This is a genomic window from Amycolatopsis lexingtonensis (genome assembly GCF_014873755.1).
Classification (GTDB): domain Bacteria; phylum Actinomycetota; class Actinomycetes; order Mycobacteriales; family Pseudonocardiaceae; genus Amycolatopsis; species Amycolatopsis lexingtonensis.
In genome coordinates, this window is the sequence record NZ_JADBEG010000001.1 from 3,326,204 (window position 1) to 3,353,015 (window position 26,812).

Consider the following 26,812-nt stretch of genomic DNA (forward strand, 5'->3'; position numbering starts at 1 on the left):
CCGGTTCCGCTCAGTGGACCCGCGGGAAACCGGTCAGCTCGCGCGCGGCTTCGGCCGCGGCGAGCACGACCAGGCGCCGCAGCCGCGCCAGCTCACCGGGGCACGAGTTCAGCACCCCGAGCGCGGCGACGACCCGGCCGTCGGGTGCGTGGATCGGGGCCGCGGCACAGCTCAGCCCCGCCGTTTGGGCGGATCCCTCCGCGGCATCGGCGCCGTTGTGCAGGACTTCGACGAGCGGCGTCGGCGACGCCAGAACCGTGCCGGGCCGGATCACCGGCAGCCGGGCCGAGTGCCCGGCGAAGGTCGCGACGACGAGCACCTCGGAGCCGGACGACACCCCGACGACGACGTCGGACCGCGACAGCTTGGCCAGCCGCACCGCGGGCCGCCCGACAACGGCGCGGATCCAGGCGTGGGTGCGGCCGCGGCCTTCGCACAGCCGGCCGAACATCGGCCCGACGCCGTAGCCGTGGATCCGGTGCTCCACCGCGCCCATCCCGCACAGCTGCTCGAGCAGCCGGTGCGAGGTCGACTTGGGCAGCCCGGCCCGCCGCGCGGCCTCGGTGAGACCGAGCTCCGCTTCGGCGTCGGCGAGCACTTCCAGCAGGGCGAAAGCCCCGGCGAGCACACTCCGGCCCCGCGCCCGCCCGGCGTCCCCTTCGGACACGGCGTCGGCTTCGGCGTCGGCTTCGGTCAAGCGCAGGTCAGACCCGTCCGTGAGCATCCGCGCCTCCCGTATTGGGCCGGATGGCCCCGCCGGGGTGACAGTCGCACGACGCCACGAGGACGTTACGAGGCGGAAACCGCGCGGGTGAAAGTCACTGCACGGGAACGAGTGGAGCGTCCAGGAGGCTCCGGTCCCCGTCGTAGCCGCCGGCCAGCGCGGCCGCCGTGTCTTCGTGGGGCGGGCCCAGCCGGACGGCGCTGACCTCGTCCAGCAGCCGGTAGTGCTCGTCGGCGAGTTCGACGTCCAGCGCGTCGAGATAGCCCTGCAAGTGAGCCGGGGTACGGGGTCCCACGATGGGGATCATCGAGGTCTTGGCCCGAAGAGCACGCTCACGCAGCCACGCCAGGGCGACCTGGACCGGCCCCGTCCCGGTCTTCTCGGCGACGGAGAGGACCGCGTCGAGCACTGCGGTGCGGTGCCCGCCACCTTCGATGTCCGTCGTCCCGGCCCGGGCGCTGAGCCGGCCTTGCTCGCCGTTGCGGTACTTGCCGGTCAGCAGGCCGCCCGCCAGCGGGGAGTACAGGACGACGCCCAAGCCGTGGGCTTCGGCCATCGGGATCAGCTCCCGCTCCGCGGCGCGTTCGGCCAGGCTGTACTCGGTCTGGAGGCCGGCCAGCAGTGCCCGCCCGCCCGGCTCCGAGCGGACCGCGGCGCCCGCGACCCGCCAGGCCGGGAAGTTCGACAGGCCGCCGTGCCGGATCTTGCCCGCGCGGATCAGGTCCTCGAACCCGGCCAGGATCTCCGGCATCGGGGTGACGCCGTCGGGGAAGTGCGGCATGAAGACGTCGACGTAGTCGGTCTTCAACCGCCGCAGGCTCTCCTCCAGGGAACGGATCATGGTTTTGCGGCTGTTGCCGGTGGTGCCCGGCCGGACGTCCGCCTGCCGGGTCCCGCTGTACTTGGTGATCACCACGAAGGCGTCGCGTTCGCGGCCGAGGAGGTCGCCGAGCACGGTCTCGGCTTCGCCGTTCTGGTAGATGTTCGAGACGTCGAACGTGGTGCCGCCGGCGGCGGTGAACGCGTCGAAGATCGCCTTGGCGCCCGCCACGCCCGTGGCGGACGGCGCCGAGCCGAAGCCGGCCGTGCCGAGTACGTACTCCGAGACCCGCAAGCCGCTCTGCCGTCCGAATGTCTGATAGCGCAAGGGATCTCCTCGTGGCACGAACCTCGGGGGTAGGCTTCGGACGCTACCACAAAAAACGAATGGTCGTTCTTTTATGCCGAGAGTCACCCAAGCGCACCTCGATGCGCGCCGTCAGCAGATCCTCGACGCGGCCCGCGCCCGCTTCGCCACGCACGGCTTCGCCCGGACGTCGATGACCGACCTCGTCGAGGCTTCGGGCCTGTCCGTCGGCGCGATCTACCGGTACTTCAAGGGCAAGGACGAGATCGTCACCGCCATCTGCGAGCAGGTCGGGCACTCGCTCCCCGCCGAGCTGACCGCCGCGTCCGTGCACGAGTTCCTCGAGCACATCCGCACCGCCGCCCGCGAGGACGACCACGCCCGCCTGGTCGCCCAGATCTACGCCGAGGCCGCCGTGTCCCCGCCCCTCGCCGCCCTCGTCCGGCGGCAGCTCGACGACCTGCGCACCGCGGTCGCCGCGCTCCTGCCCGACCGCGAGCCCGCGGACGCGGAGCGGATCGCCGAAGCGTGCGTCAGCCTCTGCATGGGCTACAACCAGCAGCTCGCCGTCCGCGGCGACGTCGACCCGGCGCCCTTCACCGCGGCCCTGGTGGCGATCATCGGGTCGTGACGGCTCAGAAGGCGGGCGGCGCACCACCGAGCGCCCGCAGGACCGTCGTGACCATCAGGTTGGTGCGGGCCGTCACGTCGTCGGCACCGGCGAGCTCCGGGGCGCCGGCCGGGGTGTGGTGCACCGCGTCGAAGATCGCCAGGTAGAGGCGCAGGCACCAGGACGGGTTCTCCGCCGTGATCGCACCGGCGGCGTGCAGGCGGGCGAACAGCAGCTCGGCGCGCTCCTGAACCTCGGCGCTCAGGTGGGAATCGCGGCCGGGCAGCGCGGAGACCACGGCGTCCAGCACGGAGCGGTTGCCGAGCTTGAGCTCCATGACGCGCTCGGTGACGCGGTACAGGGCGACGAGCGGCGGCGCCGTGTCGACCTTCGCCTCCTGGAGCGCGCGCAGGTACTGGTCGTCGAGCTGGGCGCACAGGGTCTCGAGCAGGGTCTTCCGGGACGCGAACCGGCGGTGGACGGTGGCGCGGCCCACGCCCGCTTCGTCCGCGATGCGTTCCATGGACGCGGTCGGGTCCTCGGCGAGGACGACCCGGGCGGCTTCCAGGATGCGCGCGACGCTCCGTTCGGCGTCCGCTCGGACCGGGCGGGACGGGACGGGCGTGCTCATCTGACCTCCTCGGGATCACCCAGCCTAACGAACAGCATAGTCGAGAACTAGCACTTTCATTTGTTGACAGAAGTGAGACTTTGCTGTTTCGTTTGTGAGGTCAACGGCTACTTAGCCGTCCACCACAGGAGGCAGGGAACATGGATCTTCAGCTCGCCGGGAAGCGCGTCCTCGTAACCGGGGCCAGCAAGGGCATCGGCCTGGCCATCGTGCGTTCCTTCGTCGCGGAAGGCGCGTCCGTGACCGCCGTGGCGCGGCGCAGCACGCCCGAACTCGAAGCGACCGGCGCGACGTTCGTGGCCGCCGACCTGGCCGATCCCGATGGGCCCCGGCGCGTGGTCGAGCAGGTCCTCGCGGCCGACCCCCGGCTCGACGTGCTGGTGAACAACGCCGGCGGCGGCGACCTGCCGGACGGGGTCCTCGGCACCGTCTTCGAGGGCGGCGACGACATCTGGCTGGACGTCTTCGCGCTGAACCTCCACTCCGCCGTGCGCGTCACCCGGGCCGCGCTGCCGGCGTTGCTCGAAGCGCGGGGCGCCATCGTGAACATCACCTCCGACAGCGCGCGGCGCATCGGCGCTCCCGGCAGCACTCCCCTGCCGTACGCGGTGTCCAAGGCGGCGCTGAGGTCGTTCTCGCGCGGGCTCGCCGAGCGCGTGGGTCCGGAAGGGGTGCGGGTCAACACCGTCTCGCCGTCCGCGACGCGGACTCACCTGATCGCGGGCGAAGGCGGCTACCTGTCGCAAGTGGCGGACGCGATCGGCGTCGAGCACTCCGCCGTGCTGGCGGGGTTGCCGAAGGACGTGGGCATGCTGACCGGCCGCCTGATCGAGCCGGACGAGATCGCCCGTGCCGTCCTGCTGCTGTCCTCGCCGAGCATGCCGAGCGTGATCGGCGCGGACTGGGCCGTGGACGCCGGTTCCGTCAAGGTCGCTTAGACGCCCTGGCCCGAAGTCGGCAGCGGTGCGCCAGCGTCTTGAATGAGTCATTCAGGACCTCCGAAGACCTGAATGACTCATTCAAGACGTGGGGCGAGCGGGTCACCGGCGGCGGAGCGCCCTGGCTCGGGCACCATCGGAGGAGCCGCGGGAGCCCGCCCCGGGAAGGAGACCGATGCAGATCGGCGACATCACCATCCACCCGTTCAGCGACGGCACGTTCCGGGCGTCGCCCGCCTACTTCGGCGAGCACGTCCGGCCCGAGGGGCACGAGCACCTGTTCCAGCCGCGCGACGGGATGGCGTGGCTGCCCATCGGCTGCTTCCTCGTCCGCACCGGGGACCGGACCGTGCTCGTCGACGCGGGCATGGGTCCGGTGCTGGACGACGGCGGGCCGCCCCGGCTCCTCGTCGGCGGGCAGTTGCCGGCCGGTCTCCGCGCGGCCGGGGTCTCCCCCGCCGACGTCACCGACGTCGTGTGCACCCACCTGCACGTCGACCACTGCGGCTGGCTCTACGACACGAACGCCGAGCCGGTGTTCCCCCGGGCCACGATCCGGTTCGGCACCGGCGACTGGGACCACTTCGTCGTGGGGAAGGCGAAACTGGCCGACCACATCCGCCGGGGCTTGCTTGCCGACCGCGAGCGCGACCGCGTCCAGCTCGTGGACCGGGACACCACGATCGCGCCCGGCCTCTCGCTGGTGCTGACGCCCGGGCACACGCCGGGGCACCTCTGCCTCGTCGCCTCCTCGGCGGGTCGGCGGGCCCTGCTGCTCGGCGACGCGATCACCTGCCCGGTCCAGCTCGACGAGCCCAGCTGGCAGTCGATGGCCGACGTCGATCCCGCCCTCGCGCGGCAGGTCCGCGACCGCCTCTTCCGCGAACTGGAGGACGAAGCCACCACCGGCGTCGGCGCGCACTTCCCGGAACTGGCCTTCGGCCGGGTGCTCACCGGGCAGGGACGGAGCTGGCACACCTGACGACCACTCAGGACGGCCCGATCCCCGCCGCCCGCAGCCACACCACCTCGCAGGTCTCGGCGGCCTGGTCGAGTGCTTCGAGCGAAACCGCCGACGCGTGGTAGAACGTCCGCTCGATCATCCAGCACACCGCGCCCGCGAGGGCCGGGGCACCGTCGGGCCCGTCGTGGGACGGCACGCCGGCCCGGACCAGGATCGCCGCGATCGCGGCGATGAAGATGTCCGCGGTCTCCGTCCACAACGCGCCGATCTCGGGGATGGTCGAAGCCTGGTCGATCGCGACGCGCATGATCAGGCCGTGCTCGCGCCAGTGGTCGCGGGTGCGGCGCATGGCCGTCGCGATCGCGTCGCGCGGTGCCGCCGGGTCGTCGGCCGCCGCGCGGGACTTTTCGCGCAGTGCCTCGATCATCCTGGCGAAGAGCGCGACCAGGGCCTCCTGCTTGGAGCTGAAGTAGAAGTACATCGACGCGCGGGAGAGCCCGGCGCGCTCGGCGATGTCGCCGGCCGTGAGCGCGTCGAAGCTCTTGACCGCCAGCAGGTCCTCGAGGACTTCGAGGAGCTTCGCCTCGCGGATGTCCCCTTTGGACGGTGCGGCGCGCCGGCGCCGGAGTTCAGGCATCGTTCGCCGCGATCTGGTGCCCGTCCGGGAAGTCCGTGGACCGCGACAGCTCTTCCCACGCCTCGATGTCCGCGGCCACCGCGGCCCGGCCGCTCGCGACAAGCCGCAGCGCGTCCGACCCGAGCACGAGGTGCACCGGCGGCTTCTCCGCCTCGACCACGGCCAGCACGGCTTCGGCGGCCTTGGCGGGGTTGCCGAGCTGGTTTCCGCTGGCGGCCTGCCGGGCCGCGCGGACCGGCTCGAACAGCTCGTCGTAGTCCGCGATCGACCGCTCGCTGCGGACCATCGAACGGCCCGCCCAGTCCGTGCGGAACGAGCCGGGCTCGAGGATGGTCACGCGCACCCCGAACCCCGCGACCTCCTTGGACAGGGTCTCCAGCATGCCCTCCACCGCGTACTTGCTGCCGCAGTAGTACGCCAGCCCGGGCACGGTCATCAGCCCGCCCATCGAGCTGACGGCGACGATGTGCCCCGAGCGCCGCTTCCGCATGCCCGGCAGGACCGCGTGGACGGTGGCCGCCACGCCGAAGACGTTGACGTCGAACTGCCTGCGCAGTTCGGTCATCGGGGACTCCTCGAACACGCCTTCGTGCCCGTAGCCGGCGTTGGCGATCAGCACGTCGATCGGGCCGACCGTGCGCTCGACCTCGCCGACCACGGCGAACACCGCCTCGTCGTCGGTCACGTCGAGCTGCCGGGCGTGGGCGCGGCCGGGCGCGAGCGCCTCGAACTTCGCCAGGTCTCCGGGCTTGCGCACGGTGCCGACGACGGTGTGCCCGGCCGCCAGCGCGCCTTCGGCGAAGGCGCGGCCGAGGCCGCTGCTCGCGCCGGTGATCAGGAAGGTTCGCTTCGTCATGCCCTCGACTCTACGCCTGGTCGAGAAAATTCGACACTGTGTCGACTCTCTCGTTCAGTGCCGTGCCCAGGTTTTCCACCGCGAGGTAGGGGTTGAGGTGCGGGTGCCTGCTGCCGACGGCGACGTCCCGCCAGAACCGCTGCAGCACGTTCGACGTCGCGAAACCGCTCGAACCGTGCAGGTCGAGCATCCGCTCGACGGCGGCCCGGCAGTCCCGCCCGGCGTCGGCGAGGGCCATGCGCAGCCGCGGACCGTCCACAGGGGACAACTCGGCGGAACTCGCCTCACGGGCGACCTCGAGCATCGTCTTCTCGGCACGCTCCACGAGGTAGGTGGCCTCCGCCAGCCACTGGCGGGCCCCCGCCGACTCGCCCATGCGCGAGTACGCGGTCATGAACGGCTTGCGGTCCGAGGCGAACATCGCGGTGACGGCGTCGAGCGCCCCTTGGGCGGCGCCCACGACCGGGCCGAGCACCGTGGTGGCGTACAGCATCGCGTCTCCCAGGGGGAAGGGCGACGCCGCCGCGATCCGGCCGGACGGCACGAGGACGCCGTCGGCGACCAGGGTGTGGCTGCCGGTGCCGCGCATGCCCGCCATGTCCCACGTCCGCTCGACGACGAGGTCGGCCGTCGGCACCAGCGCGAAGGAGAACTCGCCGTCGACCATGACCGCGAGCGTGGCCCAGACCGCGTCTTCGCAGCCCGAGACGTTCGGCCAGCGGCCGGTTACGCGCACCCCGTCCGGCACCCGCTCGCCCCGCGCGCCGGGCACCCCCGAACCGCAGAAGAGCGTGTCCGGATCGGCGAAGAAGTCCGGCGTCGCGGCGCCGGGGAAGGTGCGGGCGGCGAGGTTCTTCGATGTCACGCAGGTCCCGGCGATCCACGCGGTGGACGGGCAGGCCCGGCCGAGACCGGTCAGCCGGCGCGCGACGGTCTCCGCGTCCGCCCATTCCCCGCCGTGCTCCCGCGGGGTCCGCCAGGCGAAGACGCCGTCCTCGCGCAGTGCGGCCAAGCCTTCACCGGCCGGCCGGTCGTTCTGCTCGGTTTTTCCGGCGTGGGTGCGCAGGACGTCAACGGTCCCGGCGTTCGCGTATTCGATCACTCCACCGACTCAAGCACCGGCCGCGCGCGGCGTGCCATGCGCGAGCGGCACCGGTTCATACGCGGCTGTGCGCCGGTAGCATCGCCGGCATGGACCTGATCAGCGAGGTGATCCGCACCGTGCGGGTCGGGAGCGCCGGCGCTCGCCTGATCAGGCAGACCTCTCCGGCGGGCCTGCGGTTCGCCGCGTTCGACGGCAGCGGGTTCCACATCATCACGCGCGGCACCTGCTGGCTGATCGGCCACGACGAGCCCGTCGCCCTGCGGCCGGGCGACATCGTGCTCACCTCGTCCGGCGCCGAGCACGGGCTCAGCGAGGAACCTCGCGCACTGGCGGACATCCCGCTCTTCGAGCTGGGCGCGGACCTGCCGGGCGCGGGGCCGGCGTCGTTCGAATTCCTGTGCGGGGCCTACCGGCTCGACCACGGCCAGGCGCCCCAGTACCTGCGCGCGCTGCCCGACCTCATCACGCTGTCGCCGGACCACGACCGCCACCCGGAGCTGCGGTCCCTGATCGACCTCCTCGTCGCCGACGTCTCCGTGGCCGGGCCCGGCTCCGGCGCGACGCGGCGGGCGCTGCTGGACCTGATCCTCGTCCAGGTCCTGCGCCAGTGGCACGAGCGCGACGGCGCGGCCGGGTGGCCGGAGGTCGCCCACCCGGGGATCGCGGCCGCGCTGCGCGAGATCCACGAAAACCCGCACCGGCCGTGGACGGTGGGCCGGCTGAGCGAGGTCGCGGGCCTGCCCCGCACGGCCTTCTCCCGGCTGTTCACCACCGCGGTGGGCCGGCCGCCGATGACCTACCTGACCGGCTGGCGGCTGGCCCGCGCCGCGCAGCTGCTCCGGGAAACCGACGCCGCGCTGGCGAGCATCGCCCCGAAGGTGGGCTACTCGACCGAGTTCGCGTTCTCGGCGGCCTTCCGCCGCGAGTACGGCGTGTCACCGGGGCGGTTCCGCAGTGCCCGGCCGACCCTCACCGCCGCCGACGCTCACTGATCGTTCAGGAGCTGAGCGACGTGCTCGGCGAGCACGAGGTAGGCTCGCACCGTGCCCCTCACCGTCCGTTTCGCCCGTGGCCGCCGGCCGCGTGGCTGCCAGGCGCCCGCGCGGCGCGTGCGCGGACGCCGGGTGCGGTACGCGATCGGCTCCGAAGCGGGCCAGGTCGACGGGATGCGATGGCACCGTGCGCCGCACGTCGCGAGGGATCACCGGCTGACCTGGTGAGCCCGCGTGTTCGTGCGCTCCGGTGATCCCCGACCAGCCACGAACCACCCGGGACTCCCCCGGGTCAGGAGCACATCGCCATGCCAGAATTCTTCTTCCCGGCCGCGCCGGGAACCCTTCCCGACTCCGCGGGCTACTTCGGCGCCTTCGGCGGGCAGTACGTCCCCCAAGCGCTCGTCGCCGCCATCGACCAGGTCGCCGCCGAATACGAGCGGGCGAAAGACGATCCCGCCTTCGTCGCCCGGTTCGAGGATCTGCTCGCCCACTACGTCGGCCGTCCCAGCGCGCTCACCGAGGTCCCGCGCTTCGCCGCGCACGCCGGTGGCGCGCGGGTCTTCCTCAAGCGCGAAGACCTCAACCACACCGGCTCGCACAAGGTGAACAACGCGCTCGGCCAGGCCCTGCTGGCGCAGCGCATGGGCAAAACCCGCGTCATCGCCGAGACCGGCGCGGGCTCGCACGGCGTCGCGACCGCCACCGCGTGCGCGCTGACCGGCCTCGCCTGCACCGTCTACATGGGAGAGACGGACATCCGGCGCCAAGCGGTCAACGTGGCGCGGATGGAGCTGCTGGGCGCCGAAGTCGTCCCGGTGACCTCCGGGTCGCGCACCCTCAAGGACGCCATCAACGAGACCTTCCGCGACTGGGTCGCCCGCGTCGAGGACACGCACTACCTGTTCGGGACGGTCGCCGGGCCGCACCCGTTCCCGGCCATGATCCGCGACTTCCAGCGCGTCATCGGCGTCGAAGCCCGCCGCCAGCTCCTCGAGCGGACCGGACGGCTGCCCGACGCCGCGATCGCTTGTGTGGGCGGCGGATCCAACGCGATCGGCCTGTTCCACACCTTCCTCGACGACCCCGGCGTCCGGCTGATCGGCTGCGAAGCCGCCGGGCACGGCGTGGACAGCGGGGAGCACGCGGCGTCGCTGTCGGCGGGCGATCCGGGGTTCCTGCACGGCTCCCGCTCCTACGTCCTGCAGGACGACGAAGGCCAGATCCTCGAAGCCTGGTCGATTTCGGCCGGGCTCGACTACCCCGGCGTCGGCCCCGAACACGCGCACCTGCACGACTCCGGCCGCGCCGAGTACCGCCCGGTCACCGACGACGAGGCGATGCACGCGTTCCGGCTGCTCGCCGCGACCGAGGGCATCGTCCCGGCGATCGAGAGCGCGCATGCACTGGCAGGCGCGCTCCGGGTCGGCGCCGAACTCGGCCCGGACGCCGTCCTCCTGGTGAACCTTTCCGGGCGCGGCGACAAGGACCTCGACACGGCCGCCGTCCACTTCGGACTGGAGGGCGCGCGATGAGCCTGCGGTCGCTCACCGAGACCCTCGCCCGGACGAAGGCGGCCGGGCGGGCCGCCCTCATCGCCTACCTGCCCGCCGGGTTCCCCACCGTCGACGCGGGGATCGCCGCCATCCGGGCGACCCTCGACGCCGGGGCCGACATCGTCGAAGTCGGCCTGCCGCACAGCGATCCGGTGCTGGACGGCCCGGTCATCCAGACCGCCGACGACATCGCGCTGCGCGGCGGGCTCCGGATCGCGGACGTCCTGCGCACGGTCCGCGAAGTCCACGCCGCCACGGGCAAGCCGGTGCTGGTGATGTCCTACTGGAACCCGGTGGCCCGCTACGGCGTCGAGCGGTTCGCGCGCGAGCTGGCCGCCGCCGGTGGTTCGGGCTGCGTGCTGCCGGATCTGCCGGTGGCCGAGTCGGCGGAGTGGCGGCGGCACGCGGCGGCGCACGACCTGGCGACGGTGTTCGTGGTCGCGCCGAGCAGCACGGACTCGCAGCTGGCGGAGACGGCCGCGGCCGGCACCGGGTTCGTCTACGCGTCGGCGCTGATGGGCGTCACCGGGACGCGCGAGTCGGTGGACGAGGCCGCCGCCGTGCTGGCGCACCGGCTCCGCGCGGTCACCGACCTGCCGGTCTGCGTCGGCATGGGTGTCGCGGACGCGCGCCAGGCCGCCGAAGTGGCCGCGTTCGCCGACGGCGTGATCGTCGGGTCGGCCCTGGTCGAGACGCTCCTCGGCGCGCACGAGGGCACGGCCGCGCTCGAACGGCTCACCGCACGGCTCGCGGCGGGCGTGCGCGCCTGACCCGGGTGGCCGGGCTCGCCGCGGCGGGCCCGGTCACTCGGCCTCGAGGAACTGCTGGGTGCCGATCACGCGGAGCAGCTCGAGCTTCTCCGCGGCGTCCGTGCCCTCCAGCGGCAGGAGGATCCGGATCCGCAACCCCGCTTCGGGCAGCTGGAGCAGCCGGCACCGCAACCGGATCACTCCCACTGCGGGGTGCTGGACGTCCTTGAGGTCGGCGTGCCGGACGGCGACGTCGTGCCGCTCCCACAGCGTGCGGAACTCCTCGCTCCGCGCGGTGAGGTCGTCGACCAGCCGCGTGATCTCGTCGTCCTCGCCGCGGCGGGAGTACGTGGCGCGAAGGTCGCTGACGTGCGCGGCCGACAGGCGCGCCCGATCGGCCTCCGGAACGTGCGCACGGGACTCCTCGCGGGTGAACCAGAGCCGGTAGACGTTGTTTTCCCCGTCCGGGCGCTGCTCGGTCCGGCACGCCACGGCGTCGTCGAGCGCGTTGGTGTGGAGCACGTCGCCGACCTCGTTGTAGACGCACGTCGGCAGGTCGTCGAGGTGCGCGACGAGCTGACGCAGGCCGGGGTCGAGCCGCCGTCCGACCTGGCGCGGCGGCGTGGGCACACCGGCGAGCCGGAACAGGTGGTCCTTCTCGTCGGGGGTACACCGCAGCGCGCGGGCGAGGGCGGCCACCACCTGCTCCGAGGGATTGGAGCCGCGGGCCTGTTCCAGCCGGGCGTAGAAGTCGCTCGACAACCCCGCCAGCACCGCGACCTCCTCGCGCCGCAAGCCAGGCGTCCGGCGGCGTCGGGTGGCCGGCAGGCCGACTTCCGACGGCGAGAGCCCTTCCCGCCGCCGGCGCAGGAATTCGGCGAGCCCGGTCCGGTCGATCACGGCTCCAGCATGCGCGCGGGGCCGCGGCCGCGTCCAGGACCAGGTCGGTCCTGGATGGACCGGCCCTGCCCGGCCCCGGTTTCCGGCCACAGGCTGGGCCCATGGAAAACAATTACGTCCGGCTGGCCCGGCGCATCCCGGTTCCCGACGCGGTCCCGGCCGTCGCGGTCAACCCGGTCACCCTGCCCGCGCCCGGCCGCGGCCTCCCGCTGGAGCTGCGGGTCACGGCGCCCCTGCGGGGTGACGCGCTGCCGATCGTGCTCCTGTCCCACGGCGGCGGCAGCTCGCAGTACCTGAAGTCGAAAGACGGCTACGCGCCGCTCACCGACTTCTACGCGAGCCACGGGTTCGCCGTGCTCCAGCCGACCCACCTCAGCTCGCCCAACGGCGGGCTCGGCCTCGACGAAACGGCACCGGGCCACCCGCTGTTCTGGCGCTCGCGGATCGACGACTTCGTGCTGATCCTCGACCACCTGGCCGCCATCGAGGCCCAGGCCCCGGTCCTCGCCGGCCGCCTCGACCCGGCGCGCGTCGCCGCCGTCGGGCACTCCGCGGGCGGCAACACCGTCAGCGCGCTGCTCGGCGCACGGACCGGCGTCGACCTGCGTGACCCGCGCATCAAGGCCGGGGTACTGCTCACCCCGACCGGCAGCGCCGAGGGCATGACCGAAACCATGCGCGCGCGGTACCCCGAGCTGGACGCCGACTTCTCGCACCTGACCACGCGGACCTTGGTCGTCCACGGCGACGAGGACGGGAACCCCGCCGCCACCACGCGGGGCGCCGCCTGGCACGCCGAGCCGTACCACCTCAGCCCCGGCGCGGACGCGCTGCTGGTCCTGCCGGGCGCGAAGCACTACCTGGGCGGCATCATGGGCTACAGCCTCGCCGAAACGGACGATGAGGACCCCGAGCGGCTGGCGGTCACCCAGCGGATGACGTGGGCGTACCTGTGGTCCGCGCTGCACGAGGGAGATCCGGCGTGGCAGCGGGCGATCGAGGCGATCGGTACCGACCCTTCGCTCGGGCGGGTCCAGACCAAGCACCCGTGACGCGGTTGTCCACAGTGGACCTCAGCGTCGCGCGCCAAAGGTCTTGAATGAGTCATTCAGGGCGCCGGAGGTCCTGAATGACTCATTCAAGACATCCGAGCGGGGCCCTGAGGTCAGCGGCGTGGTCCGGCCTGGGCGGCCTTGATCAGGAGCCCGTGCAAGACACCTCGCTCGGCTTCGGTCAGCGTGCCGATCGACTCCGCCAAGACCTCCTCGAGGATGACCGACCCGGCCTCGTAGGCGCGCCGGCCGTCCTCGGTCAGCTCGTGCCGCGTGGCCCGGCCGGGGCCGTCCGCGCGCTTCAGCAGCCCCCGGTCGATCATCCGCTTGGCGAGGGTGCCCATCGACTGGTCGGTCTGGAAAGTCAGCTCCGCCAGCGTGTGCAGCGTGGCGTCCGGCTGCTCGTTCAGGTGCCGCAGGACGTCCCACTGCACCAGGGAAAGCCCCGCGTGCGCGGACAACCGGCGGTTGCCCTCGCGGTGGTGCCGCCATTGCAGGCGCTTCACCGCGAGCCCGACTTCTTTAAGCGACGGCGACACTGACGCAGCGTATCCCACCACCGGCGTTCTCCTCACACTTGGCAAACTAAGGATGTTTATATAAGCTTGTTTACATGACTACTCCAGTTCCCGCAGGCAGCCTCCGGCCCACCCGCATCGTGCAGGCCCCGTTCGGCACGGTCACCGTCGAGGACCGCGATCACACCCGCCCCTTCCTCCTGCTGCACGGCGGCGGGGGCCCGGCGACGATGACCGGGTTCGCGGACCTGCTCGCCCAGCGCACGCACTCCCGCGTGCTGACCCCGACCCACCCCGGCTTCGCGGGCACCCCGCGGGTGCCGGGCGTGGACTCCACCCGCGCCCTCGCCGCGGCCTACGTCGGCATGCTCGACGAGCTGGGCCTCAGCGACGTCACCGTGATCGGCAACTCCTTCGGCGGCTGGCTGGCCGCGGAGATCGCGCTGCTCGGCAGCCCGCGGGTCAGCGGCGCGGTGATCGTCGACGGCATCGGGATCGAGGTCGAGGGGCACCCGGTGACCAGCGTCGCCGGCCTCGCACCCGCCGACCTGCAGAAGCTGTCCTTCCACGACCCGCGCAAGGCACCCGCGCCCCCGGCGGCGGGCGGGACCGGACCGAGCCCGGACGTCCTGGCCCTGATCTCCTACACCGGCCCGGCCATGTCCGACCCGACCCTGCTGGACCGGCTCGCCACCCTGGGGCACTTCCCCGTGCACGTCGTGTGGGGCGAAAGCGACGGGATCGTCAGCCCGGAGTACGGCAAGGCGTACGCCGCGGCGATCCCGACGTCGCAGTTCACCCTGCTCCCCCGCTCCGGCCACCTGCCCCAGGTCGAGACGCCCGAGGAACTCCTCGGCGCCCTCCTCGACCTCGGCACCAACTGACGGGGGCGGGCATGGACACCACCCTGGCGGTCACCCGGATCGCCCACGCGTGCCAGCTGATCGAGCTCGGCGACCTGCGCGTCCTCACCGACCCGTGGTTCACCCAGAGCGCCGTCTACTACCAAGGCGAGCGGCTCGCGGCGCCGCTGTCCACTTTGGACCACCTGGACGCCGTGGTGATCAGCCACGAGCACTACGACCACTGCGACCTCGACGCCCTGCTGGCGGGCGGGCTCGACCCGGACACCCCGCTCGTCGGGCCGGGCACCGTCACCACCATCGCGAAGGAAAAGGGCTTCACCCGGCTGCACACCATCGAAGCGTGGGAGTCCACCCGGATCGGGGACCTCACGGTCACCGCCACGCCGGGCGAGCACGGCGTCCACGAGGTGACGTTCGTGCTCCAGGCAGGCGGCCGCACCGTGTTCTTCGGCGGCGATTCGCTGCGGGTACCCGAACTCGACCGGATCCCCGACCGGCTCGGGCCGATCGACCTCACGATCCTGCCCACCAACGGCCTCTGCATCCGACCGGCGAACCTGGCCCAAGTGGTGATGGACGCCGAAGAAGCCGCGGAGCTGACCGCCGTGCTGCGGCCGAAGCTCGCCATCCCCCACCACTACGCGTTCCACAGCGGCTGGCTCGGCGACCGGATGATCACCAAGGGCGACCAGGACCCGCGCCACTACGCCGACGCCGTCGCCCGCCTCGCCCCCGACCTCGACGTGCGCATCGTCCTGCCCGGAGTCCGGGTGACCGTCCCGTAGACGTCACGTCAAGTCGCCGGTCAGGTTCTGGGAGCCCAGCACCGCCAGCATGTCGAGGGCGTCGGCGCTGTCGGTGCCCAGCGCCGGGGTGAACCACAGCAGGCGCTGACGGCCGTCCTCACTGAACAGCGTGAGGCAGTTGACCTCGACCGTGCCCAGTCCCGGGTGGACGATGCGCTTGCGGTCGTCACGTCGGAAGGCGACGGCGTGCTCGGACCACAGTCCGGCGAACTCGGGCGAGGTCGTCAGCAGCTCCTGGATCATCGACGCGGCTTCGGTGTCGCGGGGACCGCGGGCCGCGGCGGCCGCTCGCAGGTCGGCCGTGAACGCGCGCGACTGGGCGTCGTGGTCCGCCTCCGGGTAGAGGCTCCGCGCCGCGGGATCGGTGAACCACCGGTAGGCGAAGCTCGCGCGCTTGCCGCGGAAGCCCGACTGGTCGCCCAGCAGCGCGACGGCGAGGGGGTTCTGCACCAGTGTGACGTGCAGGTCGGTGATGACCTGGGCGGGCGTCGAGGGCAGGCGGCCGAGCAGGTCGAGCATCCCGGGGTGGACGTGCGCGGCGGGGCCGGTTTCGGCGGGCACCGGGCGGGCGGCGAGGTGGAAGAGGTAGTCGCGCTCGTCGCGGGTCAGCCTCAGCGCGCGGGCGAGCGCGGCGAGCATCTGCTCCGACGGCTGCGAGCCGGCGCCCCGCTCGAGCTCGTTGTAGTAGTCGACGGACGCGCCAGCGAGCTGCGCGACCTCGTCGCGGCGCAACCCCGGGACCCGCCGCCGGGGGCCGGCGACGAACCCGACGTCGCCGGGGCGGATCCGCTCGCGCCGGGAGCGCAGGAACGCCCCCAGCTCGCTGTACCTCGCGGGACTCATGGCTCCAGTCTGCCCGTGCGGTGCCCGGGACACAGGGGATGACGTCCCCTGGCTCCGGGCCGCGCGCGGGCCGATCGTGGAGGGCACATCGGAGAGAGGAACCACCCATGCCCTTCGCCAACCTCAAGGTGCCGGCCGGAACGCTGACGCCGGAGTCCAAGAAGAAGCTCCAGGACTCCGTCACGGACGCGTTCGCCGACGTCTACGGGGAACGCGCCCGCCCGACCACGCTGGTGATCGTCGAGGAGGTCACCGAGAACGGCTGGAGCCTCGGCGGCACGATCCTCAACGAGGAGGTGCTGGGCCGCAGCTGACTCAAGCACCCGTCAGCTCCGCCGACACCCGCCAGAGCCGCTCCGCCGCGGCCGGGTCGAGGGCCCACGCCTTCACCCCGTGCGGGTGCTCGGCGAGTTCGGCGTCGTCCGGCACCGGATAGGCCTCCTGACAGTCATCGAGGTAGTGGCCGCCGGTGCGCGCGAACTGCGGTGCGACGGCCGCGACGACGCTCGTCGCCGCGCCCTGCCCGACGGTCTTGTAGGTGAAGACGCCCGCGGCTTCGGCCTCGGCGAGGGATTTCCGTTGCGCCGGCGTGAAGTTGCGCTGCAGCCCCGTCGCCACCCCGCCCGGGTTGACGGCGTTCGCGAAGATCCCGTCCGCCGCCCACCGGCGGGTCGCTTCCACCGCGAACAGCGAGTTGGCCGTTTTCGACTGCGCGTAAGCGATTTGGGGGTCGTACGCGCGGCGGGCGAAGTGCAGGTCGGCGAAGTCGACGCCGGCGCGCATGTGCGCCGTCGAGCTGACCGAGACGATCCGCGCCTCGCCGCGGTCGGCCGCGCCGCGGGCGAGGGCCGTGTGCAGGCCGGCGGCCAGCGCGAAGTGGCCGAGGTGGTTGGTCGCGAACTGCAGTTCCCAGCCTTCGGCGGTGTGGGCCGGGCCGCCGGTGACGATGCCCGCGTTGTTCACCAGGAGGTGCAGGGGCCCGGTCCACTCGCGCGTGAACCGGTGGACGGACGCCAGGTCGGCGAGGTCGAGCCGGGCGACCCGCGACCGGGGTCCCGCGGGCACCGCGGCCGGGTTCCGGACGGCGAGTGTCACCTCGGCCCCCGCGGAGGCCAGCGCGCGGGCGGTTTCCGCGCCGATCCCGGACGACGCACCGGTGACGATCGCGCGGACGCCGTCGAGGTCGATACCCGCCAGCACTTCGTCCGCGGTACTGGCGGCGGTGAACGGGGTGGAGATCAGCTCTCGGGCGGTCATGCCGCCGACTATACAGTTTGAACAGAAGTTGTATAGTTGGTTCAGTCGCCGTAGCATCGGCGCCATGGCCGTTACCGAAGACGCCGCCGAGCCAGGCCGCCGCGACGCGGTGCTCGAGTCGGCGCTGCTGACGTTCGCCCGGCACGGCTACCGCAAGACCTCGATGGCCGAGGTCGCGCACGCGGCCCGGATTTCCCGGCCGGGCCTGTACTTCCTGTTCGCGTCCAAAGAGGACTTGTTCCGAGCCGCGGTCACCCGGGCGCTCGAGCAGGACCTCGCCGCGGCCGAGGAGATTCTCGCCGACGCCGGAAAACCGTTGCCGGAGCGGCTGCTCGGCGCGTTCGACGGGTGGGCCGGCCGCTACGTCGGGCCGATGAGCCGCGACGTCCCGGCGGTCATCGAGCAGAACCCGGACCTGCTCGGGCCCATCACCCGCACCGCGCCCGAGCGGTTCGAAGAACTCGTCGTCACCGCGGTGGGCGATCCGGCGGTGGCCCAGACCTTGATCAGCGCGTCGGTCGGGCTCAAGCACCAGGTCGGCACCCGGGAGGCCTACCTCGCCCGGATGGCCACCGCGATCGGGCTCCTCGTGCCGGCACCGGCGTGACGATTGACAAAGGGCGGGCGCGCGGGGACTCTGGGAGCGCTTCCAGAGAACGCCGCCGGGGACGTTTTCCGCCTGCCGCGGCACCGAAGGCGGAAGGAGTGTCCATGGGATCCGCCTCCCGCCGGCCGGGCGTGCTCGCCGCGATCGCCATGCTCGTCGTAGGTGTTTCCGTGCTGTGGCCGTGGCCGTCGGGCGCCGCGCCGGCGACGCCGATCACCGGCAACGCGACCCACTTCGACGCACTGGGTGCGCCCTACGGCGGCTGCGGCCTGCCGCAGGACGTGCTCGATTCGCCGGACTTCGTCGCCCTCAACGTCTACAACACGCCCGGCGACTACAGCTTCTACCCGCGGCCGATCCCGCCGTCCCAGGCCGCCAAGATCGGCCTGTGGGACAACGGCCGCAACTGCGGGCGGTTCGTGCAGGTCACCATCGGCGACTACTGCACCGGCGTCAACGACGGCGCACCGGGACAACCGTTCTGCCGCAACGGTTCCTGGGTGACCGACGGGTACGCCGGCGCCCGGCTGACCATGGTCGTGGCGGACAGCTGCGGCGACGCGAACGCCTGGTGCCGCGACGATCCCGGCCACCTCGACCTCTCGACCGCGTCGCTCAACCGGTTCGTGAAGGACGGTGTCCCGGTCGGGGACATGAACCCCGCGCACTGGAACAACCGGCAGGTCTCCTGGTCGTACGTGCCCGCCCCGGGCTACACCGGCGACCTCAAGCTCGGCTTTCTCCAAGGCGCGCAACGGTACTGGACGGCCATCGCCGTGTCGCACCTGCCCAACGGCGTCCACGGCGTGGAGTTCCTCGGCGCGGACGGCAGCTGGCAGCAGGCGCAACCGGACAGCGACCTCGGGGAGGCGTTCATCATCGGCCCGACCGCCACGGCGGGCACCGCGTACGCGATCCGGGTCCGCGACGCGGACGACGCGCTCGTCAACGACGGCCGCGTCTACCGCTTCACGTTGCCGGACCAGTGCCTTTCGGGGTGCGCGGCCGCCTACACCCCGATCGGCTACACGACCGGGACCGGCACGACCACGACGACCACGCCCACCACGACGACCAGCCCGGCCGGGGCGTCGTGCGCGGTGACCTCGGCGGTCACGTCGTCGTGGAACGGCGGGCACCAGCTGGAGTTCACGGTGAAGAACACCGGCTCGGCCGCCTTGACCGGCTGGACCACGGAGTTCTCGTTCGCGGGCAGCCAGCAGGTGACCAATTCGTGGAACGCCGTGCCCACCCAGACGGGCCGCCAGGTGCGGGCGGCGAACCAGACCTACAACGGGACACTGGCGGCCGGCGCGACGACGACGTGGGGTGCCGTCGCGACCGGCGCGGCCGAGCCGCTGGCCGGGCTGGCCTGCACCGCGAGCTGAGCCTCAGCCGAGGGTGGCCCAGAACCCGGTCAGCACCGCGGCGGCGCGGGCCGGGTCGTGGGTCATCCACCAGTGCCCCATTCCTGCGAGGACGGCGACCCTCGCCCCGGCGCGGGCGGCCGCCCGGCGGCGTTGCGCTTCGCTCCCGACCACGTCGTCGGCCGTGGCCAAGATAGCCAGCCCCGGCCGAACCGCCGCCCGTTCCAGCGGCAAGCCCAGGCCTGGCTCGCCGGCAGACCGGTACACCGAGAGCACCGCTCGCCCCATCACCTCGTCCTGCCCAGCCGCGACACGAGCCGCGACAGCCTCGCCCATCCCCCGCTCCACCAGCACCGCCGTCCGCGCCTCGGCTGTGCCGCCGAACCGCTGCGCGACGTCGGCCTCGCCCACCCCGGGTGTCCGCCAGCGGCGGGCGAGTTCGTGCCACTCGTAGCCCGGGTCGAACATCCCCAGCCCGTCGCTGACCCAGCTGCGGACCAGGTCCGGGCGGCTCAGCACGACGTTGACGACGTGCCCGCCGCCGAGGTCGTGACCCACGAGGTCCACCGGCTCGCCGAACGCTTCCAGTTCGCCGATCAGCCAGTCGCGGTACTCCACGCGGGTGGCGCCGAACCCGGCGGGCAGCGGCGCGCCGAAACCGGGCGGCGACAGGCAGACCAGGTCCGGCCGCACCGGGGCGAGTTCCGCCAGCAGCAGGTCCCAGACCGCCGCCGTCTCCGGGTTGCCGTGGACGAACACCGCGGGCATCAGGCCGCCACCGGTGTCGTCGGCTGCAGGACCGATTCCACCAGCGCCTCGGCGCGCAGGTGGGCGATCGCCTGGTATTCGGGGTCGCGGACCATGGCCGCGAACGCCTTCCGGTCCGGGTAGCGGACCAGCACCACCATGTCCCACGCCTGCCCGTCCTCCGCGACGAGCGCCGGGCCGCCGGTCCCGAGGTACTCGACCTTCAGGCCGTAACGCGGGTTGAGCTCGCGGCGCAGGGCTTCGGCGTAGCGCTGGTAGCTCTCCCGGCCGCCGTCCGGGCGGAACCGCAGCAGGTTGAGCATCACGACCGGGCCGCCGGGGTCGTCGGCGAGCAGGGCGTCGAGGGCGTGTTCTTCGATTTCGATCATCAGGACCTCCTGGACCGCCACTGTACACATACTTGTTGAACAACACGCAAGTTAGTTTGCTAGGCTCGGCTCATGCCTCCCACCCGACGCACCCAGCAGGAACGCCGCGACCAGGCCGAAGCCGCGATCCTGGCCGCCGCCGCCGAACTCGTCGTCGAGCAGGGTGTGCGTTCGCTGACGCTCGCCCGCGTCGGGGAACGCGCCGGGTACAGCCGCGGCATCGTCACCCACCACTTCGGCGGGAAGCAGGCGCTGGTCGAACGGCTGGCGCGCGCCACGCAGGCCGGGTTCGTCCCGGGCCTCGAGGACCTGCCGCCGGGCCTCGACCGGCTGCTGCGGCTGATCGACGGCTACCTCGGCGAGCTCGGCCGGATCAGCGTGTTCAACCAGGCTTTCCTGCTGCTGTGGGCGGAAGCCGCCACCCAGCCCGACCTGGCCCCGATCTTCCGCGAACGGGACGCCGCCTTCCGGGCGGACCTGCGCGAAGACGTCGAGGCCGGCATCGCGGACGGCAGCATCGCCGCCGACGCGGGCGCGGACGAAGTCGCGACCGCCGTCGTCGGGCAGCTGCGCGGGATCGCGCTGCAGCGGCTGCTCGATCCGGGGAGCGTCGACACCGAGGCGCTGCGCCGGACCGTCACCGGCCAGTGGCGCCGCGCCCTGTCCCCCGGACTCGGCGTCTGACGGGAACCTCGGCAGTCGGCCGTTCAGATACCGACATTTGGCGGTATCTGGGAGTCCAACTTGTCTGATTGGATCGCCCAGAGCGTTTTACAACGTTGTAAAAGTGAAGGGTCCTCGCCGATGAGAAGAGCCGCTTCCGTCCTCCTCGCCCTCCTGGTGGCGCTGGGCGTGGCGTCGGGCACGCCGCCCGCCGGCGCCGCCGAGCCCGTGCACGGCTTGAAAGCCGAATACTTCACGATGTCGGCGCCGGGAGCGCGCGACTTCGCGAACCTGGCCGGTACCGCGCTCGACGGGGAGGTCGATCACGCGGACCTGACCTCGGTCTTCGGGCTGGTCGCCGGGCGCACCGAAAACACGACCGCCCGATGGTCCGGGCAGCTCGCCGTGCCGCAGACCGGCGACTACACGTTCTACGCCATCGGTGACAACGGGTTCCGCCTGTTCATCGACGGCGCGCCGGTGATCGACCACTGGGTCGGGGACTGGGACACCGAGCAGACCAGCGCGCCGGTCACGCTGACCGCGGGCAAGCAGTACGACTTCAAGCTGGAGATGTTCCAGGACACCGGCGGCGCCAACATGTTCCTGCGCTGGTCGAGCGCGGCGATCACGAAGCGGATCGTGCCGCTGTCGGCGTTCACGCCGCCCGCCGACTACGCGGTCGTGCCGCGCTCGGCGGACGTGTCCAAGGACGGCCGCACCCTCACCGCCGACTTCGACGGCCGGGTTTCGGGGACGAGCGACCTGAAGGACCACCTGCGCATCGAGGTCGACGCGACGCCGATGCCGATCGCGTTCATCACGACGTCCCGCACCCGCGCCACGATCCAGCTGGCCGAAGAAGTGTTGAAGGGCCAGCGGGTCACGCTCTACTACGACGGCGCGGGCGCGCTCGCGGTGAACGGCGCGAAGGTCGGCAAGGCCGGGCGCCTCGTCGCGAACGCCTCGACCGAACGCCTCCGGACGCCGTGGGGCGAGAACGTCGACACGCGCCACCCGTTGCCGGAGTACCCGCGGCCGCAGCTCGAGCGCGACAAGTGGGTCAACCTCAACGGCCCGTGGGAGTTCTCGGCCGCCACCGAGGGCCAGCAGCCGACGTTCGGCAAGCGGCTGCCCGAAAAGGTCGTCGTCCCCTACCCGATCGAGTCGCAGCTCTCCGGGCTCGAACGGCACGAGGACCACATGTTCTACCGCCGCACGGTCACCGTCCCGCGCGACTGGAAGATCGGTGGCGGGCAGCGCCTCAAGCTCAACTTCGGCGCGGTCGACTACCAGGCCAAGGTCTGGGTGAACGGCAAGCTCGTCGCGGAGCACACCGGCGGCTACACGGCGTTCGGCGCCGACATCACCGACGCGCTCAAGCGCGGCGACGAGCAGGAGATCGTCGTCGCCGTCACCGACACGACCGGCCCGTACCAGCCCAAGGGCAAGCAGTCCGCCAACCCCGGCGGCATCTTCTACACCCCGTCGTCGGGCATCTGGCAGACGGTGTGGCTGGAACCCGTGGCGGACAAGGGCATCGACGAGATCAAGACGACGCCGGACCTCACCACGAATTCGCTCGCGCTCACCGTCAAGTCCGCGGGCAACGCCACCGTCACGGCGGTCGCCAAGGACGCGCGCGGCCGGCAGGTCGGCACGGTCAGCGGACCGGCGAACGCGAACCTGAAGCTGGCGGTGCCGAACCCGCACCTCTGGACGCCGGACGACCCGTACCTGTACCAGCTGGAGGTCAAGCTGGGCGGGGACAAGGTCAAGAGCTACTTCGGCATGCGGTCCACCGGCATCACGAACGTCGGCGGCACGCCGAAGCTGACGCTCAACGGCAAGCCGTTCTTCTCGCTGATGCAGCTGGACCAGGGCTTCTACCCGGACGGCCTGAACACCGCGCCGAGCGACGAAGCTCTCGTCTTCGACCTGAAGGCGCAGAAGGACCTCGGCTTCAACGCGGTCCGCAAGCACATCAAGGTCGAGCCCGCCCGCTGGTACTACCACGCGGACCAGCTCGGACTGCTGGTGTGGCAGGACTTCGTGTCCGTCGAGGACGGCAACAACCCCGCGGCGCAGCAGGCGTGGCTCAGCCAGGGCCTGGAAGAGATGCACCAGCTGCAGAACCACCCGTCGGTCTACGCCTGGATCGTGTTCAACGAGGGCTGGGGCGAGTGGGACAAGGCGGCCACCGGCCGGATCACCGAGCAGGTCAAGGCCACCGACCCGAGCCGGATCGTCAACGCCCACAGCGGGGTGAACTGCTGCGCCTCCAAGGGTGACTCGGGCGCGGGCGACGTCATCGACCACCACGACTACAACAACACCGACCCGGCCCGCTCCGACGGCAAGCGGGTCGCGATGGACGGCGAGCACGGCGGCTTCACGCTGCGCACGCCGGGTCACCAGTGGCCGGGTGCGCCGATCGCGATCTACAGCGGTGTGCAGGACAAGGCGGCGCTGACGGCGAAGTACGTCGACAACACCCGCACGTTCTACCTCGGGCAGGCCAGGGCCGAGCTGTCGGCGTCGGTCTACACGCAGGTCACCGACCTCGAAGGCGAGCTCAACGGGCTCTGGACCTACGACCGCAAGCGCATCAAGGTCGACCCGGGTCCGGTCCGCGAAATCAACCGGCGCGTGATCGAGGCCGGTGCCAACGCCGGCAAGCCCTACCCGTACGCGGGAAAGGGTGAGTGGAACCTCGACGAGCGCGGAGGAACGACCGCGAAGGACTCGAGCGGCGGCAACAACCCGCTGACGCTCACCCCGACCGGCGCGGCCTTCAAGGACGGCGCACTGCAGTTCTCCGGTGGCTCGGCCGACACCTACGGCCCGGTCGTCGACACGACCGGCGACTACACCGTGTCCGCGAAGGTGCGGCTCGACGAGCTGCCCGGCAACTACGCGACCGCGGTGAGCCAGGACGGCCGGGAGCGGGAAAGCCCGTTCTACCTGCAGTACGGGCAGGGCGCGTTCGCGTTCAGCACCCCCGGCGGCAACCGGGCCCGGTACGAGGTCGTGCCGGAGCTCGGCCGCTGGTACGAGCTGACGGGTGTGCGGTCCGGCACCGAGATCCGGCTCTACGTGGACGGCGTGAAGGTCGCGACGGCCCCGGCCGGACCGGCACTGGTCAGCACCGGCGCGTTCACGGTCGGACGGGCCAAGTACGACGGCCGCAACGTCGACTTCTGGCCCGGCGCGGTCGACGAAGTCGGCGTGGTCGGCAAGGCGCTGACGGACGCGGAGGTCGCCCAGCTCTCCTGATGCCCTCCCGCGACGCGGGTGCTGCGCTGCGAAGCGCGGCACCCGCGTCGTCTTTGTCGGCTACTCACCGGTACTCCTCAGCCCACGGCACCAGCTTCCGCTCCAGGTATGCCAGTCCATGGAACAACGCGATGCTCATGAGCGCCAGCAGGGTCATCGCGGCGAAGGCCAGCGATGTGTCGGCACTGGCGCCGGACTGCACGATGACGAAACCGAGCCCGGCGTCGGCGCCGACGAACTCCGCGATCACCGCGCCGATGACCGCCAGGGAGATCGCCACCTTGAGACCGACGAAGATCTGCGGCAGGGCGTGGCGGAACCGCAGCTTGAAGAACTCCTGGCGGCGGGAGGAATCCCACGAGCGGAGCAGCTCGACGAGCTCGTGCGGCGTGGACTTCATCCCGGACGCGGTCGAGATGACCACCGGGAAGACGCACACCAGCACGACCAGGACCACCTTCGGGCCCTGGCCGAAGCCGAACCACACCACCAGGATCGGGGCGATGGCGATCTTGGGCACCGCGTTCACGGCGAGCAGGATCGGGTAGAACATCCGTTCCAGGAGCGGGGAACGGACGATCAGCATCGCGAGCGGCACACCGACCACTATGGACAGTGCGAACCCTTCGACGGTCTCGAGCAGGGTGACCAGGCTTTGCGCGAGCAGGTACCCCGGCAGCTCGAGGAACGCCGCGACCACGTCGGCCGGGCTGGGCACGAGGAAGCGCTCGATCGAAAAGACGATCGTCACCAGCCACCAGAGGCCGACGAGCACCAGCACCCCCACGACGGGCAGCACGCGGCCCCTCACGCCACTCCCCCGTCGACCGGTTCGGTGAGCAGATCGCGCAGCTCACGACCGGCCTGATCGACGTCGGGCCGCCCGGGCACGCGTGGCCGCGGGAGGGCGAGGTCGACAGTCTTGCGAAGCCGGCCCGGCCGCGGGGTGAGCACCGCCACCCGGTCGGCGAGCACGACGGCCTCCTCGATGGAGTGCGTCACGAACACGACCGTCCGGGGCCGCTCCAGCTGGATGCGTTGCAGTTCCCCGGAAAGCTCCGTGCGGGTCAGCGCGTCCAACGCGGAGAACGGTTCGTCCATGAGCATGACCGCCGGCGCGTGGATCAACGACCGGCACAGCGAAACCCGTTGCTGCATCCCGCCGGAAAGCTCGTGCGGCAACCGCTTCTCGAAGCCGCGCAAGCCGACCAGCTCCAGCAGCTCGTGCGCCCGGTCGCGGTAGGACTTCCGCTCCAGGCCGAAGATCTCGATCGGCAGCATGACGTTCGACAGCACCGACCGCCACGGCAGCAGCGCCGGGCGCTGGAACATGACCGAGACGTCGCGACGCGGCTTCGTCACCGGCTCGCCGCCGATGGAGATCCGGCCACGGGTCGGCGGCAGCAGCCCGGCGATGAGCCGCAGCAACGTCGACTTGCCGCACCCGGACCGGCCGGTGACCGCGACGAACTCGTTCGCCCCCACCTCGAGGTCGATCCCGGCGATCGCCTCGACCGGCCCGGCCCGGCCGTCGAAGACCTGCGCCACACCGTCCACGACGATCACGGCTGGGGTACCAGCCCGAAGGAGACGAGGTCGGCTGGGGTGAGCGCGCCGGCCGGGACCGCGCCGGCGTCGGTGAGGGTGCCGATGATCTTCCGCACCCGCTCCTCGGCGACCTGGCCGAGCGGGCCGCTGAACCCGGCGGGCCGGACGTAGGGCGCCATCAACCCGATCTCGGCGCCCGCCACGCCCGCGTCCTGGGCCGGCTGGTACTTCTTGAGGATCGCGCCGAGCTCATCGGGGTGTTCGATCGCGTAGCCGAGCCCCTTGAGCAGCGCCGTGGTGAACCGCTTCACCAGCGCGGGATTCCGGGCGGCGAGCTCCTTCGACGTGACGACCACGTTGCCGTACAGGTCGGGCACCAGGTCACCGTAGGGCAGCACGACGGCCTTCTTGCCCCGCGCCGCCGCTTCGATGAGGGGCCGGCCCACGACGAACTGCCCGATCCCGTCCACCTGGCCGCTCGCCAGCAGCTGCGGGAGGGCGGGCGGCGTGGCCGGCACGAACCGCACCGAGGCCGGGTCGACGCCGGCGGCCTTGGCGTAGACGGGGAACATCACCTGGTTCGTCGAGCCGGCCTGATCGGCGATCTTCTTCCCGGCCAGGTCCGCCGGCTTGGTGATGCCGCGGCCTTCGAGCGAGACGATGGCGGCGAGGGACCGCTGGTGCACCGCCGCGACGGCGGTCACCGGCAGCTTCTCCTTCGCCACGGTGATCGCGGTCGCGGTGAAGTCCGCCGTTCCGACGTCCGCCCGGCCCGCGGCGACCAGCTTGAGCACGTCCACCGTGCCGCTGCCCGGCGTGATCGTGACATCGATGCCGGCTTCGGCGAAGAAGCCTTTCTCCTGGGCCACGTAGGCGTAGGCGTCCCGGCCGAAGGTGCCGAACGACGTCAGGTAGCCGATCTTGTCCCGACTGCCGGAGGACGTGTCGCCGGATCCGCCGCACGCCGTGGCGACCAGCGCTACCGCGAGCACAACACCCAGACCAGGCCTCATGACGCCCTCCCCGACGAACGTGACGGTCTTGTCCCAGCAGCTTCGACCTTCTTCGCGATCACGGACAACCGC

Annotated in this window: 30 protein-coding genes; 15 read left to right on the plus strand and 15 right to left on the minus strand. The window is 71.9% G+C overall.

Going from position 1 to position 26,812, the window contains the following annotated elements; translation table 11 throughout:
* Positions 1-10: 10 nt before the first annotated feature.
* Together H4696_RS15055 and H4696_RS15060 are read right to left on the minus strand one after the other, a co-directional pair.
* Entirely contained in the window at positions 11-724 is a 714-nt protein-coding gene (locus H4696_RS15055; protein WP_086857168.1) for a helix-turn-helix domain-containing protein, read from the minus strand.
* 94 nt (positions 725-818) lie between these two features.
* The gene (locus tag H4696_RS15060; RefSeq protein ID WP_086857169.1) at positions 819-1,871 is read right to left on the minus strand and encodes an aldo/keto reductase; all 1,053 of its coding nucleotides are present in this window, start codon (positions 1,869-1,871) and stop codon (positions 819-821) included.
* 73 nt (positions 1,872-1,944) lie between these two features.
* Here H4696_RS15060 and H4696_RS15065 point away from each other — a divergent pair, with 73 nt between their 5' ends.
* Positions 1,945-2,481, plus strand: coding sequence for a TetR/AcrR family transcriptional regulator (locus tag H4696_RS15065; RefSeq protein WP_086857170.1), 537 nt, complete (start codon positions 1,945-1,947; stop codon positions 2,479-2,481).
* A gap of 4 nt (positions 2,482-2,485) precedes the next feature.
* On the opposite strand, the gene H4696_RS15070 is transcribed toward H4696_RS15065, so the two are convergent.
* Complete coding sequence (locus H4696_RS15070) at positions 2,486-3,091, minus strand: TetR/AcrR family transcriptional regulator (RefSeq protein WP_086857171.1); 606 nt, start codon at positions 3,089-3,091, stop codon at positions 2,486-2,488.
* A gap of 140 nt (positions 3,092-3,231) precedes the next feature.
* Here H4696_RS15070 and H4696_RS15075 point away from each other — a divergent pair, with 140 nt between their 5' ends.
* Entirely contained in the window at positions 3,232-4,029 is a 798-nt protein-coding gene (locus H4696_RS15075; protein WP_086857172.1) for an SDR family NAD(P)-dependent oxidoreductase, read from the plus strand.
* Between the two features lie 175 nt (positions 4,030-4,204).
* Complete coding sequence (locus H4696_RS15080; RefSeq protein ID WP_211299622.1) at positions 4,205-5,011, plus strand: MBL fold metallo-hydrolase; 807 nt, start codon at positions 4,205-4,207, stop codon at positions 5,009-5,011.
* A gap of 7 nt (positions 5,012-5,018) precedes the next feature.
* Here H4696_RS15080 and H4696_RS15085 read toward each other — a convergent pair whose 3' ends face one another.
* The 3 genes from H4696_RS15085 to H4696_RS15095 are packed head-to-tail and all read right to left on the minus strand — an operon-like array spanning position 5,019 to position 7,588.
* Positions 5,019-5,630, minus strand: a complete 612-nt coding sequence (locus H4696_RS15085; RefSeq protein ID WP_086857173.1) for a TetR/AcrR family transcriptional regulator — start codon at positions 5,628-5,630, stop codon at positions 5,019-5,021.
* Positions 5,623-6,486 (minus strand): oxidoreductase, encoded by an 864-nt coding sequence (locus H4696_RS15090; protein ID WP_086857174.1) that lies wholly within the window; start codon positions 6,484-6,486, stop codon positions 5,623-5,625. The genes H4696_RS15085 and H4696_RS15090 overlap by 8 nt, the downstream gene beginning before the upstream one ends.
* A 10-nt stretch (positions 6,487-6,496) precedes the next feature.
* On the minus strand, positions 6,497-7,588 hold the full coding sequence (locus tag H4696_RS15095) for an acyl-CoA dehydrogenase family protein (RefSeq protein ID WP_086857175.1): 1,092 nt from the start codon (positions 7,586-7,588) through the stop codon (positions 6,497-6,499).
* Between the two features lie 89 nt (positions 7,589-7,677).
* Between H4696_RS15095 and H4696_RS15100 the strand changes: the two genes are divergently transcribed.
* The 4 genes from H4696_RS15100 (at position 7,678) to trpA (ending at position 10,909) form a co-directional block, all read left to right on the plus strand.
* Complete coding sequence (locus H4696_RS15100) at positions 7,678-8,583, plus strand: AraC family transcriptional regulator (protein WP_086857176.1); 906 nt, start codon at positions 7,678-7,680, stop codon at positions 8,581-8,583.
* Between the two features lie 51 nt (positions 8,584-8,634).
* Positions 8,635-8,811: a tryptophan biosynthesis modulator TrpM gene (gene trpM / locus H4696_RS15105; protein ID WP_192782323.1), complete on the plus strand. Its 177-nt coding sequence runs from the start codon at positions 8,635-8,637 to the stop codon at positions 8,809-8,811.
* A gap of 80 nt (positions 8,812-8,891) precedes the next feature.
* A complete protein-coding gene (gene trpB / locus H4696_RS15110) occupies positions 8,892-10,118 on the plus strand; it encodes a tryptophan synthase subunit beta (protein WP_086857177.1) in 1,227 nt (408 codons plus the stop codon).
* Positions 10,119-10,120: 2 nt separating this feature from the next.
* Entirely contained in the window at positions 10,121-10,909 is a 789-nt protein-coding gene (trpA, locus tag H4696_RS15115; protein WP_211299623.1) for a tryptophan synthase subunit alpha, read from the plus strand.
* Between the two features lie 33 nt (positions 10,910-10,942).
* On the opposite strand, the gene H4696_RS15120 is transcribed toward trpA, so the two are convergent.
* Positions 10,943-11,788 carry a helix-turn-helix transcriptional regulator gene (locus H4696_RS15120; protein ID WP_086857179.1) on the minus strand — a complete coding sequence of 282 codons (846 nt, stop codon included), beginning with the start codon at positions 11,786-11,788 and terminating at the stop codon, positions 10,943-10,945.
* Between the two features lie 101 nt (positions 11,789-11,889).
* Between H4696_RS15120 and H4696_RS15125 the strand changes: the two genes are divergently transcribed.
* Positions 11,890-12,840 (plus strand): alpha/beta hydrolase family protein, encoded by a 951-nt coding sequence (locus tag H4696_RS15125; RefSeq protein ID WP_086857180.1) that lies wholly within the window; start codon positions 11,890-11,892, stop codon positions 12,838-12,840.
* Positions 12,841-12,953: 113 nt separating this feature from the next.
* Here the strand turns inward: H4696_RS15125 and H4696_RS15130 are convergent, their stop codons facing one another.
* Positions 12,954-13,346: a MarR family winged helix-turn-helix transcriptional regulator gene (locus H4696_RS15130; protein ID WP_086857182.1), complete on the minus strand. Its 393-nt coding sequence runs from the start codon at positions 13,344-13,346 to the stop codon at positions 12,954-12,956.
* A gap of 107 nt (positions 13,347-13,453) precedes the next feature.
* Between H4696_RS15130 and H4696_RS15135 the strand changes: the two genes are divergently transcribed.
* Both H4696_RS15135 and H4696_RS15140 read left to right on the plus strand, forming a co-directional pair.
* Positions 13,454-14,242, plus strand: coding sequence for an alpha/beta fold hydrolase (locus tag H4696_RS15135; RefSeq protein ID WP_192782324.1), 789 nt, complete (start codon positions 13,454-13,456; stop codon positions 14,240-14,242).
* Between the two features lie 11 nt (positions 14,243-14,253).
* A complete protein-coding gene (locus H4696_RS15140) occupies positions 14,254-15,009 on the plus strand; it encodes an MBL fold metallo-hydrolase (RefSeq protein WP_086862179.1) in 756 nt (251 codons plus the stop codon).
* A gap of 3 nt (positions 15,010-15,012) precedes the next feature.
* Here the strand turns inward: H4696_RS15140 and H4696_RS15145 are convergent, their stop codons facing one another.
* Entirely contained in the window at positions 15,013-15,873 is an 861-nt protein-coding gene (locus H4696_RS15145) for a helix-turn-helix transcriptional regulator (RefSeq protein WP_086862180.1), read from the minus strand.
* Positions 15,874-15,980: 107 nt separating this feature from the next.
* On the opposite strand from H4696_RS15145, the gene H4696_RS15150 reads away from it, so the two are divergent.
* Positions 15,981-16,187: a tautomerase family protein gene (locus H4696_RS15150; protein ID WP_086862181.1), complete on the plus strand. Its 207-nt coding sequence runs from the start codon at positions 15,981-15,983 to the stop codon at positions 16,185-16,187.
* Position 16,188: 1 nt separating this feature from the next.
* On the opposite strand, the gene H4696_RS15155 is transcribed toward H4696_RS15150, so the two are convergent.
* Complete coding sequence (locus H4696_RS15155; RefSeq protein WP_086862182.1) at positions 16,189-17,130, minus strand: SDR family NAD(P)-dependent oxidoreductase; 942 nt, start codon at positions 17,128-17,130, stop codon at positions 16,189-16,191.
* A gap of 64 nt (positions 17,131-17,194) precedes the next feature.
* On the opposite strand from H4696_RS15155, the gene H4696_RS15160 reads away from it, so the two are divergent.
* Both H4696_RS15160 and H4696_RS15165 read left to right on the plus strand, forming a co-directional pair.
* A complete protein-coding gene (locus H4696_RS15160; protein ID WP_086862183.1) occupies positions 17,195-17,737 on the plus strand; it encodes a TetR/AcrR family transcriptional regulator in 543 nt (180 codons plus the stop codon).
* 104 nt (positions 17,738-17,841) lie between these two features.
* The gene (locus H4696_RS15165) at positions 17,842-19,125 is read left to right on the plus strand and encodes a cellulose binding domain-containing protein (protein WP_086862184.1); all 1,284 of its coding nucleotides are present in this window, start codon (positions 17,842-17,844) and stop codon (positions 19,123-19,125) included.
* Between the two features lie 3 nt (positions 19,126-19,128).
* On the opposite strand, the gene H4696_RS15170 is transcribed toward H4696_RS15165, so the two are convergent.
* Positions 19,129-19,872, minus strand: coding sequence for an alpha/beta fold hydrolase (locus H4696_RS15170; protein ID WP_086862185.1), 744 nt, complete (start codon positions 19,870-19,872; stop codon positions 19,129-19,131).
* Positions 19,872-20,240 (minus strand): DUF1330 domain-containing protein, encoded by a 369-nt coding sequence (locus tag H4696_RS15175; protein WP_086862196.1) that lies wholly within the window; start codon positions 20,238-20,240, stop codon positions 19,872-19,874. The genes H4696_RS15170 and H4696_RS15175 overlap by 1 nt, the downstream gene beginning before the upstream one ends.
* Positions 20,241-20,312: 72 nt before the next feature.
* Here H4696_RS15175 and H4696_RS15180 point away from each other — a divergent pair, with 72 nt between their 5' ends.
* Together H4696_RS15180 and H4696_RS15185 are read left to right on the plus strand one after the other, a co-directional pair.
* Complete coding sequence (locus tag H4696_RS15180; RefSeq protein WP_086862186.1) at positions 20,313-20,924, plus strand: TetR/AcrR family transcriptional regulator; 612 nt, start codon at positions 20,313-20,315, stop codon at positions 20,922-20,924.
* 120 nt (positions 20,925-21,044) lie between these two features.
* Positions 21,045-24,179 carry a LamG-like jellyroll fold domain-containing protein gene (locus H4696_RS15185; protein ID WP_086862187.1) on the plus strand — a complete coding sequence of 1,045 codons (3,135 nt, stop codon included), beginning with the start codon at positions 21,045-21,047 and terminating at the stop codon, positions 24,177-24,179.
* Between the two features lie 64 nt (positions 24,180-24,243).
* On the opposite strand, the gene H4696_RS15190 is transcribed toward H4696_RS15185, so the two are convergent.
* From H4696_RS15190 to H4696_RS15200, 3 genes are read right to left on the minus strand one after another with little or no spacing between them, the layout of a single operon-like run.
* Complete coding sequence (locus H4696_RS15190) at positions 24,244-24,990, minus strand: ABC transporter permease (RefSeq protein ID WP_086862188.1); 747 nt, start codon at positions 24,988-24,990, stop codon at positions 24,244-24,246.
* The gene (locus H4696_RS15195; RefSeq protein WP_086862189.1) at positions 24,987-25,745 is read right to left on the minus strand and encodes an ABC transporter ATP-binding protein; all 759 of its coding nucleotides are present in this window, start codon (positions 25,743-25,745) and stop codon (positions 24,987-24,989) included. The genes H4696_RS15190 and H4696_RS15195 overlap by 4 nt, the downstream gene beginning before the upstream one ends.
* Entirely contained in the window at positions 25,742-26,740 is a 999-nt protein-coding gene (locus H4696_RS15200; protein WP_225955692.1) for an ABC transporter substrate-binding protein, read from the minus strand. Before H4696_RS15200 ends, H4696_RS15195 begins: the two co-directional genes overlap by 4 nt.
* Positions 26,741-26,812 lie beyond the last annotated feature (72 nt).

What these genes read in the sequence shown, in the direction of transcription:
- H4696_RS15055 (WP_086857168.1), bottom strand. Translation starts at nt 724, where the DNA reads ATGCTCACGGACGGGTCTGACCTGCGCTTGACCGAAGCCGACGCCGAA.
- H4696_RS15065 (WP_086857170.1), top strand. Translation starts at nt 1,945, where the DNA reads ATGCCGAGAGTCACCCAAGCGCACCTCGATGCGCGCCGTCAGCAGATC.
- H4696_RS15070 (WP_086857171.1), bottom strand. Translation starts at nt 3,091, where the DNA reads ATGAGCACGCCCGTCCCGTCCCGCCCGGTCCGAGCGGACGCCGAACGG.
- H4696_RS15075 (WP_086857172.1), top strand. Translation starts at nt 3,232, where the DNA reads ATGGATCTTCAGCTCGCCGGGAAGCGCGTCCTCGTAACCGGGGCCAGC.
- H4696_RS15080 (WP_211299622.1), top strand. Translation starts at nt 4,205, where the DNA reads ATGCAGATCGGCGACATCACCATCCACCCGTTCAGCGACGGCACGTTC.
- H4696_RS15085 (WP_086857173.1), bottom strand. Translation starts at nt 5,630, where the DNA reads ATGCCTGAACTCCGGCGCCGGCGCGCCGCACCGTCCAAAGGGGACATC.
- H4696_RS15090 (WP_086857174.1), bottom strand. Translation starts at nt 6,486, where the DNA reads ATGACGAAGCGAACCTTCCTGATCACCGGCGCGAGCAGCGGCCTCGGC.
- H4696_RS15100 (WP_086857176.1), top strand. Translation starts at nt 7,678, where the DNA reads ATGGACCTGATCAGCGAGGTGATCCGCACCGTGCGGGTCGGGAGCGCC.
- trpB (WP_086857177.1), top strand. Translation starts at nt 8,892, where the DNA reads ATGCCAGAATTCTTCTTCCCGGCCGCGCCGGGAACCCTTCCCGACTCC.
- H4696_RS15125 (WP_086857180.1), top strand. Translation starts at nt 11,890, where the DNA reads ATGGAAAACAATTACGTCCGGCTGGCCCGGCGCATCCCGGTTCCCGAC.
- H4696_RS15135 (WP_192782324.1), top strand. Translation starts at nt 13,454, where the DNA reads ATGACTACTCCAGTTCCCGCAGGCAGCCTCCGGCCCACCCGCATCGTG.
- H4696_RS15140 (WP_086862179.1), top strand. Translation starts at nt 14,254, where the DNA reads ATGGACACCACCCTGGCGGTCACCCGGATCGCCCACGCGTGCCAGCTG.
- H4696_RS15145 (WP_086862180.1), bottom strand. Translation starts at nt 15,873, where the DNA reads ATGAGTCCCGCGAGGTACAGCGAGCTGGGGGCGTTCCTGCGCTCCCGG.
- H4696_RS15150 (WP_086862181.1), top strand. Translation starts at nt 15,981, where the DNA reads ATGCCCTTCGCCAACCTCAAGGTGCCGGCCGGAACGCTGACGCCGGAG.
- H4696_RS15155 (WP_086862182.1), bottom strand. Translation starts at nt 17,130, where the DNA reads ATGACCGCCCGAGAGCTGATCTCCACCCCGTTCACCGCCGCCAGTACC.
- H4696_RS15160 (WP_086862183.1), top strand. Translation starts at nt 17,195, where the DNA reads ATGGCCGTTACCGAAGACGCCGCCGAGCCAGGCCGCCGCGACGCGGTG.
- H4696_RS15165 (WP_086862184.1), top strand. Translation starts at nt 17,842, where the DNA reads ATGGGATCCGCCTCCCGCCGGCCGGGCGTGCTCGCCGCGATCGCCATG.
- H4696_RS15170 (WP_086862185.1), bottom strand. Translation starts at nt 19,872, where the DNA reads ATGCCCGCGGTGTTCGTCCACGGCAACCCGGAGACGGCGGCGGTCTGG.
- H4696_RS15175 (WP_086862196.1), bottom strand. Translation starts at nt 20,240, where the DNA reads ATGATCGAAATCGAAGAACACGCCCTCGACGCCCTGCTCGCCGACGAC.
- H4696_RS15180 (WP_086862186.1), top strand. Translation starts at nt 20,313, where the DNA reads ATGCCTCCCACCCGACGCACCCAGCAGGAACGCCGCGACCAGGCCGAA.
- H4696_RS15185 (WP_086862187.1), top strand. Translation starts at nt 21,045, where the DNA reads ATGAGAAGAGCCGCTTCCGTCCTCCTCGCCCTCCTGGTGGCGCTGGGC.
- H4696_RS15200 (WP_225955692.1), bottom strand. Translation starts at nt 26,740, where the DNA reads ATGAGGCCTGGTCTGGGTGTTGTGCTCGCGGTAGCGCTGGTCGCCACG.